The 18,135-nt window shown below is 71.3% G+C and carries 22 protein-coding genes; 16 read left to right on the top strand and 6 right to left on the bottom strand.

What is annotated here, in order from left to right; all coding sequences use genetic code 11:
• Positions 1-3 precede the first annotated feature (3 nt).
• Positions 4-756, top strand: coding sequence for an amino acid ABC transporter ATP-binding protein (locus ACNNMR_RS29595; RefSeq protein ID WP_420000525.1), 753 nt, complete (start codon positions 4-6; stop codon positions 754-756).
• A 9-nt stretch (positions 757-765) separates the two neighbouring features.
• Here the strand turns inward: ACNNMR_RS29595 and ACNNMR_RS29590 are convergent, their stop codons facing one another.
• Positions 766-1,308, bottom strand: a complete 543-nt coding sequence (locus ACNNMR_RS29590; protein WP_419997727.1) for a GtrA family protein — start codon at positions 1,306-1,308, stop codon at positions 766-768.
• A gap of 170 nt (positions 1,309-1,478) precedes the next feature.
• Here ACNNMR_RS29590 and ACNNMR_RS29585 point away from each other — a divergent pair, with 170 nt between their 5' ends.
• The 3 genes from ACNNMR_RS29585 to ACNNMR_RS29575 all read left to right on the top strand — a co-directional run bounded on the left by ACNNMR_RS29585 (position 1,479) and on the right by ACNNMR_RS29575 (position 3,276).
• Positions 1,479-2,447: a zinc-binding dehydrogenase gene (locus tag ACNNMR_RS29585; RefSeq protein ID WP_419997726.1), complete on the top strand. Its 969-nt coding sequence runs from the start codon at positions 1,479-1,481 to the stop codon at positions 2,445-2,447.
• 65 nt (positions 2,448-2,512) lie between these two features.
• The gene (locus tag ACNNMR_RS29580) at positions 2,513-2,722 is read left to right on the top strand and encodes a helix-turn-helix domain-containing protein (protein WP_419997725.1); all 210 of its coding nucleotides are present in this window, start codon (positions 2,513-2,515) and stop codon (positions 2,720-2,722) included.
• Positions 2,722-3,276, top strand: coding sequence for a Clp protease N-terminal domain-containing protein (locus ACNNMR_RS29575; protein ID WP_419997724.1), 555 nt, complete (start codon positions 2,722-2,724; stop codon positions 3,274-3,276). Before ACNNMR_RS29580 ends, ACNNMR_RS29575 begins: the two co-directional genes overlap by 1 nt.
• A gap of 45 nt (positions 3,277-3,321) precedes the next feature.
• Here the strand turns inward: ACNNMR_RS29575 and ACNNMR_RS29570 are convergent, their stop codons facing one another.
• Positions 3,322-4,230 (bottom strand): EamA family transporter, encoded by a 909-nt coding sequence (locus ACNNMR_RS29570; RefSeq protein WP_419997723.1) that lies wholly within the window; start codon positions 4,228-4,230, stop codon positions 3,322-3,324.
• 69 nt (positions 4,231-4,299) lie between these two features.
• Between ACNNMR_RS29570 and ACNNMR_RS29565 the strand changes: the two genes are divergently transcribed.
• A complete protein-coding gene (locus ACNNMR_RS29565; RefSeq protein ID WP_419997722.1) occupies positions 4,300-5,169 on the top strand; it encodes a LysR family transcriptional regulator in 870 nt (289 codons plus the stop codon).
• A 100-nt stretch (positions 5,170-5,269) separates the two neighbouring features.
• Here the strand turns inward: ACNNMR_RS29565 and ACNNMR_RS29560 are convergent, their stop codons facing one another.
• Positions 5,270-6,217, bottom strand: a complete 948-nt coding sequence (locus tag ACNNMR_RS29560; protein ID WP_419997721.1) for a beta-ketoacyl-ACP synthase III — start codon at positions 6,215-6,217, stop codon at positions 5,270-5,272.
• Positions 6,218-6,419: 202 nt separating this feature from the next.
• On the opposite strand from ACNNMR_RS29560, the gene ACNNMR_RS29555 reads away from it, so the two are divergent.
• A complete protein-coding gene (locus tag ACNNMR_RS29555; RefSeq protein ID WP_419997720.1) occupies positions 6,420-6,656 on the top strand; it encodes a hypothetical protein in 237 nt (78 codons plus the stop codon).
• A gap of 2 nt (positions 6,657-6,658) precedes the next feature.
• Positions 6,659-7,573: a 1-aminocyclopropane-1-carboxylate deaminase/D-cysteine desulfhydrase gene (locus ACNNMR_RS29550; RefSeq protein ID WP_419997719.1), complete on the top strand. Its 915-nt coding sequence runs from the start codon at positions 6,659-6,661 to the stop codon at positions 7,571-7,573.
• Positions 7,574-7,783: 210 nt separating this feature from the next.
• Here the strand turns inward: ACNNMR_RS29550 and ACNNMR_RS29545 are convergent, their stop codons facing one another.
• Positions 7,784-9,370, bottom strand: coding sequence for a Na+/H+ antiporter (locus tag ACNNMR_RS29545; RefSeq protein ID WP_419997718.1), 1,587 nt, complete (start codon positions 9,368-9,370; stop codon positions 7,784-7,786).
• A gap of 23 nt (positions 9,371-9,393) precedes the next feature.
• Between ACNNMR_RS29545 and ACNNMR_RS29540 the strand changes: the two genes are divergently transcribed.
• The 7 genes from ACNNMR_RS29540 to ACNNMR_RS29510 all read left to right on the top strand — a co-directional run bounded on the left by ACNNMR_RS29540 (position 9,394) and on the right by ACNNMR_RS29510 (position 13,815).
• Entirely contained in the window at positions 9,394-9,654 is a 261-nt protein-coding gene (locus ACNNMR_RS29540; RefSeq protein WP_419997717.1) for a UBP-type zinc finger domain-containing protein, read from the top strand.
• A gap of 42 nt (positions 9,655-9,696) precedes the next feature.
• Positions 9,697-10,191, top strand: a complete 495-nt coding sequence (locus tag ACNNMR_RS29535; protein WP_419997716.1) for an N-acetyltransferase family protein — start codon at positions 9,697-9,699, stop codon at positions 10,189-10,191.
• 243 nt (positions 10,192-10,434) lie between these two features.
• The gene (locus ACNNMR_RS29530; protein ID WP_419997715.1) at positions 10,435-10,848 is read left to right on the top strand and encodes an anti-sigma regulatory factor; all 414 of its coding nucleotides are present in this window, start codon (positions 10,435-10,437) and stop codon (positions 10,846-10,848) included.
• 23 nt (positions 10,849-10,871) lie between these two features.
• Positions 10,872-11,729, top strand: a complete 858-nt coding sequence (locus ACNNMR_RS29525) for an RNA polymerase sigma factor SigF (protein ID WP_419997714.1) — start codon at positions 10,872-10,874, stop codon at positions 11,727-11,729.
• A gap of 38 nt (positions 11,730-11,767) precedes the next feature.
• Positions 11,768-12,193: a hypothetical protein gene (locus ACNNMR_RS29520; RefSeq protein ID WP_419997713.1), complete on the top strand. Its 426-nt coding sequence runs from the start codon at positions 11,768-11,770 to the stop codon at positions 12,191-12,193.
• A gap of 60 nt (positions 12,194-12,253) precedes the next feature.
• A complete protein-coding gene (locus ACNNMR_RS29515) occupies positions 12,254-13,222 on the top strand; it encodes a diacylglycerol/lipid kinase family protein (RefSeq protein ID WP_419997712.1) in 969 nt (322 codons plus the stop codon).
• A gap of 335 nt (positions 13,223-13,557) precedes the next feature.
• Positions 13,558-13,815, top strand: a complete 258-nt coding sequence (locus ACNNMR_RS29510; protein ID WP_028427873.1) for a WhiB family transcriptional regulator — start codon at positions 13,558-13,560, stop codon at positions 13,813-13,815.
• A gap of 162 nt (positions 13,816-13,977) precedes the next feature.
• Here the strand turns inward: ACNNMR_RS29510 and ACNNMR_RS29505 are convergent, their stop codons facing one another.
• Positions 13,978-15,459, bottom strand: a complete 1,482-nt coding sequence (locus tag ACNNMR_RS29505) for a histidine kinase N-terminal domain-containing protein (RefSeq protein ID WP_419997711.1) — start codon at positions 15,457-15,459, stop codon at positions 13,978-13,980.
• 271 nt (positions 15,460-15,730) lie between these two features.
• On the bottom strand, positions 15,731-16,351 hold the full coding sequence (locus ACNNMR_RS29500) for a TetR/AcrR family transcriptional regulator (protein ID WP_419997710.1): 621 nt from the start codon (positions 16,349-16,351) through the stop codon (positions 15,731-15,733).
• Positions 16,352-16,430: 79 nt separating this feature from the next.
• Between ACNNMR_RS29500 and ACNNMR_RS29495 the strand changes: the two genes are divergently transcribed.
• Positions 16,431-17,183, top strand: coding sequence for an SDR family oxidoreductase (locus ACNNMR_RS29495; protein ID WP_419997709.1), 753 nt, complete (start codon positions 16,431-16,433; stop codon positions 17,181-17,183).
• A gap of 153 nt (positions 17,184-17,336) precedes the next feature.
• Positions 17,337-18,122 (top strand): glucosamine-6-phosphate deaminase, encoded by a 786-nt coding sequence (gene nagB, locus ACNNMR_RS29490; protein ID WP_419997708.1) that lies wholly within the window; start codon positions 17,337-17,339, stop codon positions 18,120-18,122.
• The last annotated feature ends 13 nt before the right edge of the window (positions 18,123-18,135 follow it).

Here is an 18,135-nt window from a genome sequence, read left to right as displayed (position 1 = left end):
ACCATGGTCAAGTCCGAGAGCGTCCACAAGTCCTTCGGCGCCACCCACGTCCTCAAGGGCATCGACCTTGAGGTCAGGGAGGGCGAGGTCTTCTGCATCGTCGGCCCGTCCGGCTCCGGCAAGTCGACCTTCCTGCGGTGCATCAACCACCTCGAGAAGATCAACGCCGGCCGCCTCTACGTCGGTGACCACCTGGTGGGTTACCGCCAGAAGGGCGACAAGCTCTACGAGCTGAAGGACAAGGAGGTCGCGGCGCAGCGCAAGGACATCGGCATGGTGTTCCAGCGCTTCAACCTCTTCCCGCACATGACGGCGCTCGAGAACGTCATGGAGGCACCGGTCCAGGTCAAGGGCGAGTCGAAGAAGGCCGTACGCGAGCGGGCGCTGAAGCTCCTCGACCGCGTCGGCCTCGCCGACAAGGCCGGCAACTACCCGTCCCAGCTCTCCGGCGGCCAGCAGCAGCGCGTCGCCATCGCCCGCGCGCTGGCGATGGAGCCGAAGCTGATGCTCTTCGACGAGCCGACGTCCGCGCTCGACCCAGAGCTGGTCGGCGAGGTGCTGGACGTCATGCGCGACCTGGCCAGGTCGGGCATGACGATGATCGTCGTCACCCACGAGATGGGCTTCGCCCGCGAGGTCGGCGACTCGCTGGTCTTCATGGACGACGGCGTGGTGGTCGAGGCGGGCAACCCGCGCGATGTGCTCAACAACCCGCAGCACGAGCGAACCCAGGCCTTCCTGTCGAAGGTGCTGTAGGCAGGGTTCTTACGCCGCAGGGCGGTACGAGTCGCGGAGGCTCGTGCCGCCCTGTCGCGCGTTCACGACTGCCTTCGGGGCTGCCGGCTGCTTCTCGGTGAAGACCGCCAGCCGCAGGATCGCGTACCGGCCCAGGCCGACCAGGCCGGTGGCGGAGAGATAGACGGCCTGTTCCAGGGCGATGCCCGCGTCGGGCCGTATCGCGTGCAGCGCCATCACCGCGCCCGAGGTGACCAGCCAGCCCGCGGCGATGGTGGCCGCGCTCTGCAGGTGCTCGCGGAGGCCCGGGCTGCCGGCCCGGAAGGTGATGCGGGCGTGCAGCTCGGTGGCGACCACGGTGGAGGCGACGGTGGTCATGGCGTTGGCCGCCATGAAGGGCAGCCACTGGGAGAGCGCCACCAGCGCCGCGGAGGCGGTCAGGGTGACGCCGCCGCCGAGGCCGACGAAGCGGGCGAAGGCCGCCGCGTGGCGCCGGATGCCGCCGGTGTGGGCGGTGTTCACGGTGTTCGCGGTGCTCGTCATCGTCGTCCCCTCCTGCGTTGCCGTCGTCATGGCCCAGAGCTTGGGCCCGGCCGCATTCACCGCGCTCTCATAGCGCTGTCAGCCGACTGCCGCGGACTGAAACCGGCTGAAATAGATTGGCTGTGCCGCCGTGGTGACATGCGTCCCTTCCCGGGCGTGCGCGCTGGTGGGATGGCGGTACCGGGGCGTAGCTTCGGGGCATGTTTGCTGCCTACGCCGCTCGAATCGACCGTGATCAGCCGCTCGCCGGACTGGAGTTGGGGGACCGCCCCGAGCCCGAGGTGCCGGCCGGCTGGACGACCATTGACGTACGGGCCGCCTCCCTCAATCACCACGACCTCTGGTCGCTGCGCGGAGTCGGACTCCCCGCCGAGCGGCTGCCGATGATCCTCGGCTGCGACGCCGCGGGGGTGGACGCCGACGGGAACGAGGTCGTGCTGCACTCGGTGATCGGTGAGTCCGGTCATGGCGTCGGGCCCAAGGAGCCGCGGTCGATCCTCACCGAGCGGTATCAGGGGACCTTTGCCGAGCGGGTGGCTGTACCGCGGTGGAATGTGCTGCCGAAGCCGGCCACGCTGTCCTTCGCCGAGGCGGCCTGTCTGCCGACAGCCTGGCTGACCGCGTATCGCATGCTCTTCACCAATGCGGGCGTACGGCCCGGGGACTCGGTGCTGGTGCAGGGGGCGGGCGGCGGCGTGGCCACCGCGGCGATCGTGCTCGGCGCCGCGGCCGGGCTGCGGGTCTTCGCCACGAGCCGGGACGAGGCCAAGCGGAAGCGGGCGGAACAGCTGGGCGCGGAGGGCGCCTTCGAGACGGGCGCGCGGCTGCCGCACCGGGTGGACGCGGTGCTGGAGACGGTGGGCGCGGCCACCTGGTCGCACTCCATCAAGTCGCTCAAGCCGGGCGGCACACTGGTGATCTCGGGCGCGACCAGCGGATTCACGCCGCCGAGCGGTGAGCTGCAGCGGATCTTCTTCCTGGAGCTGAAGATCGTCGGGTCGACGATGGGCAGCAAGGACGAGCTGGCCGGGCTGCTCAACTTCTGCGCCGCCAAGGGCGTACGCCCGGTGATCGACGGCGAGCCGCTGCCGCTGGAGCGGGCGCGTGAGGGCTTCGAGCGGATGGAGCGGGGGGAGCTGTTCGGGAAGGTGGTGCTGACGGTCGGCTGATCGCCCACCGCCCCACTGTCAACCAGGGTTGACATCGGTGCGCGTGTCAATGTAGGTTGACACGTATGACCGAAGCAACCGATCTTGCCGAGCGCGCCGGCGACCGCGACCCCCGCGTGGGGCTGCGTTCCGTCGCCGCGCTGCGGCGGCTTCTGGAGCGGCTGGAGGCCGTGCAGGTGCGCTCCGCGCGGGCGCAGGGCTGGTCGTGGCAGGAGATTGCCGCGGAGCTCGGCGTGAGCCGGCAGGCCGTGCACAAGAAGCATGGGAGGCAGTGATGTTCGAGCGTTTTACGCGGGAGGCCCGCGAAGTGGTGGAGGGGGCCGTGGCCCACGCCGAGCGGGCCGGGGCCGGCACGATCACGGATGAGCACATGCTGCTCGCCCTGCTGGACCTGCGGACCGGCCGGGTGGCGGGAGTGCTGACCATCCTGGCGCTGGACCGCGAGACGGTCGTACGCGAGATGGCCGAGGCGCGCCGGCGCGGCGGTCTTTCGCAGGCCGACGAGGCGGCGCTGGCCGGCCTCGGCATCGACGTCGGCGAGGTCGTCGCGCGCATCGAGGGAACGCACGGCGAGGGCGCGATGGCCGACGAGCGCGGTGGGGTGGGGCGGCGGCTCCTGCGGCTGGCAGGGCACCGGCCGTTCGCGCCGACGGCGAAGGACACGCTGGCGAAGGCGCTGCGTATCGCCACGGGGCGCGGGGACCGGCAGATCGGCGGCGAGCACATGCTGCTCGCGCTGGCGGCGCGGCCGGGGGTGGCGCAGGACGTCCTGGCCGGGCAGGGCGCGGGGTATGCGGATGTGGAGCGGGTGCTGCGGCAGGCGGCATAGCGGGGAGGGACGGGGCGGGCGGTACGCGACCGCCTGCCCGCTCGATCAAGCGCCCCGCCTCCCCGTCCGCACCGCCCCCGCACTGGCCACCACGACCAACGCGATCGCCAAGCACTGCACCAGCGAAAGCGTCTGCCCCAGAATCAGCCACCCAGCCGCCGCAGCCAGCCCCGGCGCCAAGCTCATCAGCACCGCGAAGGTCGCCGCCGGCAGCCGCCGCAGCGCGAGCAGCTCCAGCGTGTACGGCAGCCCGGACGACAGCAGCGCCACGGCCAGCCCCAGCCCCAGCACCCCCGGCTCCAGCAGCACCGACCCCGACGACGCCACCCCCAGCGGCAAGCTGATCAGCGCCGCCACCGCCATCGCGATCGCGAGGCCGTCCAACCTCGGGAAGCGGGCGCCCGCCCGTGAGTTGAAGACGATGTACGCCGCCCACATGGCGCCCGCGCCCAGCGCGTAGCCGGCGCCCGCGAGGTTGAGTTCGCCGAAGCCGCCCTGTCCCAGCAGGAAGACACCGGCGAGCGCGAGACCCGCCCACACGAGGCTGAGTGCCCGCCGCGCCGCGATCACGGACAGCGCCAGCGGCCCGAGCACCTCGAGCGTCACCGCGGGGCCCAGCGGAATCCGGTCGATGGACTGGTAGAAGAGCATGTTCATGCACCCCAGCGCGACGCCGAAGCACGCCACCACCGCCCAGTCCTGGCGCGTATAACCGCGCAGGCGCGGCCGGCACACCACCAGCAGCAGCACCGCCGCGATGGCGATCCGCAGCGCCACCACGCCCAGCGCCCCGGCCCGCGGAAAGAGCAGTGCCGCCACCGCGGACCCGAACTGCACCGACACCGTCCCGGCCAGCACCAGGCCGACACCGGCCACACTGCCGCGCCCGGCCGCCGCCTTGATCACTCGTACCCGGGCCCCCGCGGCGCCCGCCGTCTCCACCCTCGTCGTCATGGCCCTCACGCTACGGACCGCGCGGCTCGCCGTGAAATGCCGAATATCCCGCGGTTATGCTGGCAGGGCATGACCATCGAGCTGCGCCATCTGCGCGCCTTCCTCGCGATCGCCGAGGAAGGCAACGTCACCCGCGCGGCGGCCCGCCTGCACACGGGCCAGCCGGCCCTCTCCCGTACGCTCCGCCAGCTCGAGGACCACCTCGGCACCCGCCTGGTCGACCGCTCCACCCACCATCTCGACCTCACCGCCGCGGGCCGCACCTTCCGCGACAAGGCCACGGTCGCCCTGGCAGCAGTGGACGACGCCCTCAACCCGGCCACCCTCACCCGCTGGCCCCTCCGCCTCGGCCACCCCTGGGCGGCGTACGGCGACCTCACCATCCCGCTCCTGCGCCGCTGGGACGCGGCCCACCCCGACGTCCCCCTCGAGCTGCGCCGGATCGACGACCGTACGGCCGGCCTCACCAGCGGCAAGGTGGACGCCGCGCTGCTGCGGGGCGAGGTCGACGCGCCGGATGTCGTCACCGAGCTGCTCCTGTACGAGGACCGGCTCGCGGTCCTCCCGGCCACCAGCGAACTCACGTCGCGGGACACCCTGACCCTGGCCGACCTGGCCGCGTACCCGATCGCGATGAACACCATCGCGGGCACGACGTCCCTGGACCTGTGGCCGGCCGGCGCCCGCCCGCCGGCGGCGATCGAGGTGACGAACACGGATGAGTGGCTGACGACGATCATGGTCGGGCGAGGGCTGGGCGTCACGACTTCGGCGACACCCAAGATCCACTCGCACGCGTCGATCGTCTTCCGCCCGCTGACGGATGCCCCGCCGGTGCCGGTGTATCTGGCGTGGCGGAAGGGGCCGGGGCATCCGGCGCTGCCGGAGCTGGTGACGATGGCGCTGGAGGTGGCAAACACCAGCCCGTCCGGCGTTTGAGGACGAGCGCCGCCAGGCGCGATACGGGGGTCTGGGGGCGGAGCCCCCAGGAACGGGGCCTGGGGCACGCCCCCAGTTTCGGGAAGGGGCGGGTCAGGGGCTAAGGAAGCGTCACCACCTGCCCCGCGTACGACAGCCCGCCCCCGAACCCGAACAGCAGCGCCCGCGCCCCCGGCCCCACCTCCCCGGCAGCGACCAGCTTCGACAGAGCGAGCGGCACCGACGCCGCCGAGGTGTTCCCGGACTCGGTCACATCCGTGGCGACCACAGCCTTGACCGCCCCCAACCGCTCCGCCACCGGCTCCACAATCCGCAGGTTCGCCTGATGCAGCACCACCGCATCCAGCTCCTCGGGCGCCACCCCGGCCCGCTCGCACACCTCCCGCGCGATCCCGGGCAACTGCGTAGTGGCCCACCGATACACGGCCTGCCCCTCCTGCCCGAACCGCCCAGGCTCCCCCTCGATCCGTACCGCCGAGGCCATGGAGGGCACCGACCCCCACACCACCGGCCCGAGCCCGCCAGGCTCCCCCTCCGGCGCCGCTTCCACGACGGCGGCCCCGGCGCCGTCCCCCACCAGCACACACGTGGCCCGGTCGGACCAGTCCGTCATGGCACTCAGCTTCTCCGACCCGATGACCAGCGCCCGCCGCGCGGCCCCGGCCTGAATCGCATGATCGGCGGTGGCGAGGGCATGCGAGAACCCGGAACAGGCGGTGTTCACATCCATGGCGGCAGGCGCCGGAATCCCCAGCCGCGCGGCGACCCGCGCCGCCATGTACGGACTCCGGTCGATGGCCGTACAGGTGGCGACCAGCACCATGTCCACGGACTCGACCGGGATGCCTCCGGCGGCGAGGGCCCGCTCGCCCGCCACGGCGGCCATGTCGTCGACCGTCTCGTCCTCGGCGGCGATATGCCGGGTACGGATCCCGACCCGGCTCCGGATCCACTCGTCACTCGTATCGACGAGCTGAGCGAGGTCGTCGTTGGTGAGCACACGTTCGGGTTGATAGTGGCCCAGCGCCACCATGCGAGTAGCCGTCATGCCATCCGAGTCTGCGCCGCCGCCCCGGTCGGGTGTGATCGCGTAACCCGCCAAAGCGGGTGGGGGCATCTTGTCGGGGTACGGGGTTGTTCCGGGCTTGTTCCGGAACATCGGCCGGGCGGGGTTCGTTGATTGATTGAGGGCACACGGGATACTTGTGCACCAACCGTACCTACCGCACCAAACGTCAGGAGACAGACCTATGAGCAGCTTCCTGGACCGCGCCAAGTCGCAGGCGCAGTCGGCGCTCAATCAGGGCAAGGAGAAGGTCGAGGAGGTGCAGTCGCAGCGCGAGGGCGCGGCGCTGCTCCGTAAGCTCGGCGCCGCGTATTTCAACGAGCAGCGCGGCCTCGGCTCCCCGCAGCAGGTGCAGGAGGCCCTGGACGCCGTCCAGCGTCACCTCCAGCAAAACGGCGAGGACTTCATCACCCGCTCCTGAGCGTGTCCCGTGACCCCCTCGACCTCGATGCCCTCGCGCCGCGACTGCCGTCGCCGGTGCAGCAGGCGGACGATCCGCGCTTCACTGCGCGCGGCCTGACGCTGCTGCTCAAGCGCGAGGACCTGATCCACCCCGAGCTGCCCGGGAACAAGTGGCGCAAGCTGGTCCCGAACCTCAGGGCCGCGGCCGCGGCGGGCGCGCAGGCGCTGCTGACCTTCGGCGGCGCGTACTCCAACCACCTGCGCGCCACCGCGGCGGCCGGCCGGCTGCTCGGCTTCACGACGATCGGCGTGGTCCGCGGCGCGGAGCTGGCGGACCGGCCGCTGAACCCGGTGCTGGCCGGGTGCGCCGCGGACGGCATGCGGCTGGAGTTCGTCACGCGCGCCGCATATCGCGACAAGTCCGCGCTGCTGCCGGGCCTTGCGGCCCGTTTCGGCGACTTCTACGCGGTGCCGGAGGGCGGCAGCAATGCCGCGGCGGTGCGCGGCTGTTACGAACTGGGCGCAGAACTCGCCGCGCAGGGCGCGGACGTGGCGGCGGTGGCGTGCGGCACGGGCGGCACGCTGGCGGGCCTGGCGGCCGGCTTTTCTGGCGAGTCAGTGGGCTTTGCGGTGCTGAAGGGCGGGTTCCTGGCGGCGGAGGTGGCGGACCTGCAGAAGGCGGCCTTCGGGGCCGCGCGGGGGCGCTGGCGGGTGGAGGACGGCTTCCATGCAGGGGGCTATGCCCGTACGACCCCGGAACTGGACGCATTCGCAGCGGACTTCGAACAGCGGCATGGCTTGGCGGTGGAGCGCGTCTATGTGGCGAAGATGCTGTGGGGCCTGACAACGCTGGCGGCGTCCGGCACCTTCCGGCCGGGCGGCCGGCTGGCAGCAGTGATCACAGCAACGAACCCACCCACCCACCCGCTGCAGTAAGCGACAGGGAAAGGCCAGCCCCGATCCCCCGCATCGACGTCGCGCACGAGACGCCCCCGCACCGACGCCGCCCCCAAGCCCCCGCACCGCACCCGCGCCGCCACGGACCCCCGCCCCGGCCCAGACGCACCGCACCACGCCCTCACGGACCCCCACCCAGCCGGGCCCCGCCCCACCCCTCCCGCCGACAGCAACGGGTGGGCGGGTGGGCTAATCCGCCTCGCGGTAAGCCGCCGCCTCCTCCAAGTCAAGCCTCCGCAGCAGCACCCTCAGCATCTCGTCATCGATCCGCTTCGCATCGCGCAGCTCCACGAACACCTCCCGCTCCGCGGAAATCGCCTCCCGCGCCAGCCGCCGGTACGTGTCGTCCGCCGACTCCCCCGTGACGGCATTGACGCCCCCCAGCCGCTCCCACACCGAATTCCGCCGCCGCTGCAGCACCGTCCGCAGTCGCTCCTCCAGCGGCCCGGGCAGCTGGTTCGACGGGTCCTCCAGCAGCTCGTCCAGCCGCCGCTCCGCCGCCGCCGACGCGGCGTTCTGCGCCTGGGCCTCCGCCAGCGTCTCCCGCCGCTCGTCGCGGCCCGGCAGGCGCAGCACCCGTACCAGAGGCGGCAGAGTCAGCCCCTGCCCCACCAGCGTGCCGATCACCGTCGTGAAGGTCAGGAAGAGCACCAGATTCCGCGCCGGAAAGTCCCCGCCGCCATCCACCGTCGCGGGGATGGAGAAGGCGATCGCCAGCGATACGACCCCCCGCATTCCGGCCCACGACACCACAAAAGGCACCTGCCACGGCGGCAGCCCCTCCCCCCGCGCCCACAGCAGCCGCGGCAGATACGTCGCCGGATACACCCACACGAACCGCATCACCACCACCGCCGCCAGCACCGCCCCCGCGTACGCCAGCGCCTGCCCCACCGAATACGGCCCCAGCTCCCGCAGCACCACCGGCAGCTGCAGCCCGATCAGCGCGAAGACCGCCGACTCGAGAATGAAGGCGACCATCTTCCAGACCGCCGCCTCCTGCAGCCTTGTCGCGAAGTCGACTTGGTACGCGCGGTGCCCGAGGTAAAGCCCGACCACGACCACCGCGAGCACCCCCGACGCCCCCATCGCCTCCGCCGCGATGTAGGCGACGTACGGGATGAGCAGCGACATCGTGTTCTGCAGCAGCGGCTCCTTCAGCCGCAGCCGCAGCCAGTGCAGCGGCACCATCAGCGCAAGACCGACCCCGACCCCGCCGAGCGCCGCCACCGCGAACTCCCGCAGGCCCCCGGCCCACGTCGCCCCCTCCCCCACCGCCGCCGCGAGCGCCACCTTGTACGCCGTAATGGCCGTCGCGTCATTGATCAGCGACTCGCCCTGCAGCACCGTCGTCACCCGCGACGGCAGCCCCACCCGCCGCGCGATCGCCGTCGCCGCCACCGCATCCGGCGGCGCGATCACCGCGCCCAGCACCAGCGCGGCGGTGAGCGGCAGCTCCGGGATCACCGCGTACGCGATCAGCCCCACCGACACCGCCGCGAACAGCGTGTAGCCGATGGACAGCAGCCCCACCGCCCGTTTGTTGGCGCGCAGGCCCAGGTAGGAGCTGTCGAGGGCGGCCGTGTGCAGCAGCGGGGGCAGCAGCAGCGGCAGCACCACGTGCGGGTCGAGCTCGTAGTCCGGCACGCCGGGTACGTACGCGGCCGCCAGCCCCGCGGCGACGACCAGCAGCGGCGGCGGTACGGGGGTGCGCCGGGCCGCGCCGGCCAGCGCCGTCGAGCCCGCGACCAGCAGAAGCAGCGGAAGTGCGTTCATCGCCCTCGATCTAACCTGGCTGCATGAAGGATTGCCCACATCTTTCGGACCTGCCGTCCCCCGAGCCCGCCCCGCTGTCCGCCACCTGCCTGGAGTGCGTGGCCCTCGGCAGCCACCCCGTCCAGCTGCGACTCTGCCTGACCTGCGGTTACGTCGGCTGCTGCGACTCCTCGCCGCATCAGCACGCCACCGCCCACTTCCAGGAAAAAGGCCACCCGGTGATGCGCAGCTTCGAGCCGGGCGAGTCCTGGCGCTGGTGCTACGTCGACCAGCTGATCCTCTGATCCCGACCGGCTGATCCCCCGATTCGGACGTAACCTGATTCCATGATCAGAAGGGCCGTCCCGGACGATGTGCCGGCGCTGCACGCGATGATCCGCGAGCTCGCCGCCTTCCACGACGAGGACGAGACCGAGGCCACCGACGAGCAGCTGTACGAGGCGCTCTTCGGCGAGGACCCGGGCGTCTTCGCCCTCATCGCCGAGGCCGAGGGCCAAGAGGCCGAGCCCGCCGGCTTCGCCCTGTGGTTCCGTAACTTCTCCACCTGGACCGGCACCCACGGTGTCTACCTGGAGGATCTCTACGTGCGCCCCCAGCACCGCAGCGGCGGCCACGGCAAGGCCCTGCTGGCCGCCCTCGCCGGGATCTGCGTCGAGCGCGGCTATGACCGCTTCGAGTGGTCGGCGCACCAGGAGAACACCGCGGCGATCGACTTCTACAAGTCCCTGGGCGCCGAGGAGAAGGACATCTGGACCGGTTTCCGCCTTTCCGGCGAGCCGCTGCGCACCCTGGCGACGTCACGCAGCGTCAACATGCAATGATCGAACGGGAATTGGGCACCGCAGACCCCTAGCCACTGTCCGTGCCCGAAGGCTTACTATAAGTGACGCGCGTGGGTGCGCAGGCCTGGCCACCCCCGGTTCATCGCGACCTGGGGACACAGGCCAGCTACTCGCGGTAGCGTCGCAGGGCGAACTTTGTGCCGCGCCGGTCCGTTACCCCCCGTAGGGGGCAGACCGGCGCACTGCAGCGCTCAACGGATTAGTTTCACCTTGGAGGTGAGGGTGTCCCAGTACGAAGGCGAGCCCAGCCCGAAGGACTTCGTAGAGGTCCGGCTGCCGGCCGCGGGCGCCTACCTGTCGGTGCTGCGCACGGCCACAGCCGGCCTCGCGGCCCGGCTGGACTTCACTCTGGACGAGATCGAGGATCTGCGCATCGCGGTCGACGAGGCCTGCGCGATCCTCCTCCAGCAGGCCGTTCGCGGCTCCGTGCTGCGTTGCGTCTTCGAGCTCGAAGATGACGCACTGCTGGTCACGGTCTCCGCCCCGACCACCGACGGCCGCGCCCCCGAGCGCGACACCTTCGCCTGGACGGTGCTGTCAGCCCTGGCAGGACGGGTCGAATCCACCGTCGCCGACAACAAGACGGTCACCATCAGCTTGCACAAGGAGCGTGGTGCCGGCCCCGTGCCGACGTGACGGAACGCGAGGAGGGGCCGGCAGTGAACGAAGCGCTCGTCCCGGGACACCGGGCGGTGGAGCAAGAGCGGGCGGACCACAGCATGGACGGACAGCACGCCTCACAGCGGCCGGAGCGGCATGATCCGCGCGACCGCAGCGGCGCCCGGGACATGTTCTACGAGCTGCGCAAGCTCCCCCCGGGCACGCCTGAGTACGCGGAGCTGCGCAACAGGCTGGTGCAGATGCACCTGCCCCTGGTCGAGCACCTCGCCCGCCGCTTCCGTAATCGCGGCGAGCCCCTCGACGACCTCACCCAGGTCGCCACGATCGGCTTGATCAAGTCGGTGGACCGCTTCGACCCGGACCGCGGCGTGGAGTTCTCCACGTATGCCACCCCCACCGTCGTCGGCGAGATCAAGCGGCATTTCCGCGACAAGGGCTGGGCGGTGCGCGTCCCGCGCCGGCTGCAGGAGCTGCGGCTTTCCCTGACCTCGGCCACGGCGGAGCTCTCCCAGCGGCATGGCCGGGCGCCCACGGTGCACGAGCTCGCCGAGAAGCTGGAGATCACCGAGGAAGAGGTCCTGGAGGGCCTGGAGTCGGCGAACGCCTACTCCACCCTGTCCCTGGACGTCCCCGACACCGACGACGAGTCCCCGGCGGTCGCGGACACCCTCGGCGAGGAGGACGAGGCCCTCGAGGGCGTGGAGTACCGCGAGTCGCTGAAGCCGCTGCTGGAGGAGCTCCCGCCGCGCGAGAAGAAGATCCTGCTGCTGCGCTTCTTCGGCAATATGACCCAGTCCCAGATCGCCCAGGAGGTCGGCATCTCCCAGATGCACGTCTCCCGGCTCCTGGCCCGCACCCTGGCCCAGCTCCGCGAACGGCTGCTGGTGGAGGAGTAGTGCAAGAGCGGCGGACCGGGCTCGGTAGTCTGGTCCGCATGACAGCGTCACCCCCCGAGCCCCCCGCCCACCCCCGCACGCCCCGCCTGATGATCGCGGCGGCGCTGGCGGGCGTGGAGGCGGCGGTCGTGGCGGGCCTTGGCCTGTACGAGCTGGTGATGCTGGTCGTCGGCGACCCCGACAGTAAGCGCCAGGCCCTCTTCGGCGGCCTTACGGTCCTGGCCCTGGCCGCGCTGCCGGCCGCGGCGGCCTACGGCCTGTGGCAGCGCAAGAGCTGGAGCCGCGGCCCCGCGGTCATCACGCAGCTGATGGCGATCCCGGTCGTCTGGGCGATGACCACCGCGGGCGGCGTCCTGCTCCCGCTGGGCATCGCGCTGGGAGCGGTGGCCCTCACGGCCCTCGTATGCCTGCTGAGCCCGTCCACGACGGAGGCGCTGGGCGTGGGCCCGCGCGAGGCGAGCTGAGGCGGCCCCGGTTTTACACGGGGTGGGCCAACGTACCGCCAGGTAGGTACGCTTCCGGGTATGCGCGCCCTCCTCGTCGTCAACCCCGCCGCGACCACCACCAGCGCCCGCACGCGTGACGTGCTCATCCACGCGCTGGCGAGCGACCTGAAGCTCGAGGTCATCACGACGGAGTACCGCGGCCACGCGCGCGACGTGGGCCGCGCGGCGGCCCAGAGCGGCGACGCCGAGATGATCATCGCGCTCGGCGGCGACGGCACCGTCAACGAGGTCGTCAACGGCCTCCTCCACAACGGCCCCGACCCGGACAACCTCCCGGGCATCGCGGTCGTCCCCGGCGGCTCCACCAACGTCTTCGCCCGCGCCCTCGGCCTCCCCAACGACCCGGTCGAGGCCACCGGCGCCCTCCTGGACGCGCTGCGCCAGGGCTCGTCCCGTACGGTCGGCCTCGGCATCGCCTCCGGCACCCCCGGCAGCGCGGACGAGGGCGCGCCCTCCCGCTGGTTCACGTTCTGTGCCGGACTGGGTTTCGACGCCGGCGTCATCGGCCGCGTCGAGCAGCAGCGCGAGCGCGGCAAGAAGTCCACCCCAGCGCTCTACATGCGTCAGCTGATGCGCCAGTTCGTCGGCGAGGAGCACAAGCGGCACGGCACCATCACCCTCGAGCAGCCCGGCGAGGAGCCCATCACCGACCTGGTGGCGTCCATAGTCTGCAACACCGCCCCCTGGACCTACCTGGGCAATCGCCCGGTCTACGCGGCCCCGCACGCCTCCTTCGACACCGCCCTCGACGTGCTCGGCCTGGCCCGCCTCTCGGCCCCCGCGGTGATGCGTTACGGCACCCAGCTGCTGACTTCCTCCCCCGAGCGCGGCCCGCACGGCAAGCACGCTGTGTCACTGCACGACCTCACTGGCTTCACCTTGCAATCGCAGGCCCCACAGCCCTTCCAGATGGACGGTGACCACCTGGGACTGCGGACGAGCGTCACCTTCACAGGCGTACGGCGGGCACTGCGTGTGATTGTGTGAGTGGAAGGGCCTAAAGTCCTTCCTCTCGAACGTTTAGCCCAGCCTCCACCCCCTGGAAGTACGGTCGTGACCCAGGTCGCACCAAGGAATCCAAAGAAACTTTCCGGAAGGGGTTGTATCCGAAGCTGAGGTTTGCGAACCTTCTTCTTGGCGATCGGACGGCGCCCCGCACATCGGGCCCCTCGAAGCGCCGAACCTCCCCGAACATGTTGCAGATCACAGTGCAAATCTGTGTTGAGATCTTCTCCGCCGGGGAGATTCGTGAAAGCGTTCACATTCACAAGCAACGTGCACGCAACACGCACCAACACCGACTACGTAGAGATGGAGCAGTCATGGACTGGCGTCACAACGCCGTTTGCCGCGAGGAAGACCCCGAGCTGTTCTTCCCCATCGGCAACACCGGTCCTGCGCTGCTGCAGATCGAGGAAGCCAAGGCCGTCTGCCGCCGCTGCCCCGTCATGGAGCAGTGCCTGCAGTGGGCGCTCGAGTCCGGCCAGGACTCCGGCGTCTGGGGTGGACTGAGCGAGGACGAGCGCCGTGCGATGAAGCGTCGTGCCGCCCGCAACCGCGCTCGCAAGGCCACGGCGTAGGGCTGACGCCCGGCCCTCCCCCTCCCCCCGGCCCGGGGGTCCGGGGGTTCCCCCCCGGAGAAGCACAGCATCCTCAGAGCCGCAGCCGCGCAGCAATTGAACAAGCGAGCCTCGGAACCAATGGCGGTTCCGGGGCTCGAGTGTTTGTGACGTTTGTGATCTCTACCGCTTGTCGGCCTTGACCGGGAGGTCGAGGGTCACCCGCGTCCCCCGCTCCGGCGCTGGTGCCATTGTGAACGCGCCGCCCAACTCGCCCTCGACCAGCGTCCGTACGATCTGCAGCCCCAGATTCCCGCCGCGCTGCGCGTCGAAGCCGGCCGGCAGCCCGCGCCCGTCGTCCTGCACCGTCACGTGCAGCCGCGACTGGCCGCCGGAGGTCGAGCGCAGGGCCGTAACCTCCACGGATCCGGTGTCGTTCGTCCCGAAGCCGTGCTCAAGGGCGTTCTGCAGCAGTTCGGTCAGCACCATGGACAGCGGCGTCGCGACCTCGGCCTCGAGAATTCCGAAGCGCCCGCCGCGCCGCCCCGTCACCCGGCCCGGCGAGATCTCCGCGACCATGGCGAGCACCCGGTCGGCGATCTCGTCGAACTCGACGGTCTCGTCCAGGTTCTGGGACAGCGTCTCGTGCACGATCGCGATCGACCCGACCCGCCGCACCGCCTCGTCCAGCGCGGCGCGCGCCTTGCCGTCCGGGTCGTCGGAGGCCAGCCGGCGGGACTGCAGCCGCAGCAGGGCGGCGACGGTCTGCAGGTTGTTCTTCACCCGGTGGTGGATCTCCCGGATGGTCGCGTCCTTGGTGATCAGCTCCCGCTCGCGCCGCCGCACCTCGGTGACGTCCCGCAGCAGCACCAGGGACCCGATCCGGGTCCCCTTCGGCTTCAGCGGGATCGCCCGCAGCTGAATGGTGCCGGTGGCCCCCTCCACCTCGGTCTCCCGCGGCGCCCACCCGCTGGCCAGCTTGACCAGGCCCTCGTCGGTGGGCCCGGTGTTGGTGGCGAGGTCGGCGGTGGCGGAGCCGAGGTGCAGGCCGACGAGGTCGGCGGCGTGGCCGAGGCGGTGGTAGGCGGAGAGCGCGTTCGGCGAGGCGTACTGGACGATGCCGTCGGCGTCGAGCCTGATCAGCCCGTCGCCGACGCGCGGCGAGGTCTCGCTCTCGCCGCCCTGCCCCGGGTACGGAAACGATCCTGCGGCGATCATCTGCGCCAGATCCGAGGCGGACTGGAGATAAGTGAGCTCCAGCCGGCTGGGGGTGCGGACGGTGAGCAGGTTCGTATTACGGGCGATGACGCCGAGGACGCGGCTCTCCCGCCGCACCGGGATCGACTCGATCCGTACCGGCACCTCCTCACGCCACTCCGGATCGCCCTCGCGCACGATCCGCCCTTCGTCGAGGGCGGAGTCCAGCATGGGGCGGCGGCCGCGGGGGACCATGTGGCCGACCATGTCGTCCTGATACGAGGTGGGGCCGGTGTTCGGCCGCATCTGCGCCACGGAGACGTAGCGCGTGCCGTCGAGGGTGGGCACCCAGAGCACGAGGTCGGCAAAGGAGAGGTCGGCGAGCAGCTGCCACTCGGAGACGAGCAGGTGAAGCCACTCGAGGTCGGTCTCGCTGAGCGCGGTGTGCTGGCGCACAAGGTCGTTCATGGAGGGCACGAGGCGAGCCTAACGGCGAAAAGGAGCGGACAAACACTTCGGGCCGCGGCGCCCGCGGCGGGACCCTCAACCCACCCGGCGCTGCGGCCCGGAGCTGCACCGTGCTCGGGACACCGGGTGTGCGGCCCGGTGCCGCTAGCTGAGCGCGGCGGGGAGGCCGGGGCGCAGTCAGGGCAGAGAGCGCCTCGATCCTCTATCCACCCTCCTGTGCGGTGAGGGCGGAAGCACAACTTGAATTGTGGACTAGACCACTCCGCCCTGTCTATGCCCCCGGCGGGATTTCCTCGCCGCCCGGCCACGACCGCATCGCGGCCTCCGCCACCCGCAGAAGCTCCTCGGTCGCCGCCCCGTCTCTGGCCTGCGTGGACATGCCCTGCATCACTGCACCGGTGAAGCGCGCGAGCGCCGCGGCGTCGGTGTCCGCCGGCAGCATGCCCGCGTCCACGTCCGCCTGGATCCGCTCGGCGATCAGCCCGATGTTCCCGTTGCGCATCTCGCGCAGCTCCGCGGCGACCTCGGGGGTGGTCGTGTTGATGCCGGCGCTGACCACCATGCAGCCCTTGGGCTGCCCGGCCGCGGTATAGCCCACCGCCGCCTCCCGCAGGATGCGGGCCACCGCCGCGCGGGCGGTGGGCTCCTCGGCGAGGGCGCGGTCGGTGAAGGTGCCGTTCGGCGAGTGTCCGTAGACCTCGAGCGCGGCGTCGAAGAGGGCCTTCTTGTCGCCGAAGGCCGCGTACAGGCTCGGGGCGCCGATGCCCATCTCGCGGGTCAGCTCGGCGATCGACACCGCCTCGTACCCGCGCTCCCAGAAGGCGAGGAGCGCCTTCTCCAGGGCGGCGTCGCGGTCGAAGGCGCGGGGGCGCCCGCGCTGTTTGGTGGCCATGCCAGCAATTCTATAGCGCCCACTAGAAAACGTGCTACGGTTCTTTCTGTAGCGACCACTAGAGAAAGGGGGCGCAGCCATGAGTGGCGCGCTCGCAGGCAAGACGGCACTGGTCACCGGCGGCAGCCGCGGCATCGGCCGGGGCATCGCGGAGCGGCTGGGCCGCGACGGGGCCCGGGTGGCCGTGCATTACGGCAGCGACGACCAGGCGGCGAAGGAGACGGTGGCCGCGATCGAGGCGGCGGGCGGCTCCGCCTTCGCGATCCGCGCCCGGCTCGGCGAGCCGGGGGACGCGGCGGCGCTGTGGGCCGAGTTCGACAAGCACGCCGACGGCGTCGACATCCTGGTCAACAACGCGGGCATCGCCCTTCAGGCCGAGATCACCGACACCTCGGAGGAGGACTTCGACCGGCTCTTCGCCATCAACGTCAAGGCGCTGTTCTTCATCACCAAGCAGGCCCTCCCCCGGCTGCGCGACGGCGGCCGGATCGTGAACCTGTCGACGGGCGCCGGCCGGATCGCCATGCCGGGCATCGGGGCGTACGCGGCGACCAAGGGTGCGGTCGACAACCTCACGCTCTCCCTGGCGGAGGGCCTGGGCGCGCGCGGCATCACGGTGAACGGGGTGGCGCCCGGCGTGGTCAAGACGGACATGAACGCCTGGCTCGAGGACCCGCAGGCGCTGGAGATGGCGAGCGGCTGGTCCACGTTCGGGCGGGTCGGACAGCCGGCGGACATCGCCGATGTCGTCGGCTTCCTGGCGGGAGACGGCGGCCGCTGGGTGACCGGGCACACCATCGACGCCACCGGCGGCTCGTCGCTGGGAGCCTGAGGCCTTGGCGTCGACGCCATTGGAGCCCGGCTCCGACACCCGGAGTTCGCCCGCCGTTCCCCTTGGTTCGGCGGGCGACGCGGGCTACGCTCTGCTAGATTGGTCTATACCACATCGTCCCGGCAGAGTCCCCCACTTGAACGGCAGGCCAGCGTGGAAGTTGTCATCGTCCCGGACGCCAAGGCAGGCGGCGAACTGATCGCCGAGGCCATGGCCGCACTGCTCCGCCGCAAGCCGGACGCGCTGCTCGGCGTGGCGACCGGCTCGACTCCACTGCCGATCTACGAGGCGCTCACCGCGAAGGTCGCGGCCGGCGAGGTGGACGCTTCCAAGGCGCGGATCTGCCAGCTCGACGAGTACGTGGGCCTGCCGGCCGGGCACCCGGAGTCGTATCGCGCGACGGTGCTGCGCCAGGTGGTGGAGCCGCTCGGGCTGACGGAGTCCTCGTTCATGGGCCCGGACGGCTCGGCGTCCGACATTCCGGCGGCATGCGAGGCGTACGACCGCGCGCTCGCGGAGGCTGGCGGCGTCGACCTGCAGCTGCTGGGCATCGGCACGGACGGCCACATCGGCTTCAACGAGCCGTGCTCGTCGCTGGCGTCGCGCACCCGCATCAAAACGCTGACGGAGCAGACGCTGGTGGACAACGCCCGCTTCTTCGACGGCGACATCGACCAGGTCCCGCATCACGTGATCACGCAGGGCATCGGCACGATCATGGAGGCCCGGCACCTGGTGCTGCTCGCGACGGGCGAGGGCAAGGCGGATGCGGTCGCCGCGACGGTGGAGGGCCCGGTCGCAGCAATCGTCCCGGCATCCGCGCTGCAGCTGCACCGGCACGCGACGGTGGTCGTCGACGAGGCGGCTGCCTCGAAGCTGAAACTGGCGGACTACTTCCGCCACACGTACGCCAACAAGCCAACTTGGCAGGGGCTGTAGGGCGTCCCGCCCC

The organism is Streptomyces boninensis, assembly GCF_048572725.1.
GTDB lineage: Bacteria > Actinomycetota > Actinomycetes > Streptomycetales > Streptomycetaceae > Streptomyces > Streptomyces boninensis.
Note: the sequence above shows the minus strand (reverse complement) of the source record. Positions and strands in the feature narration are given on the sequence as shown.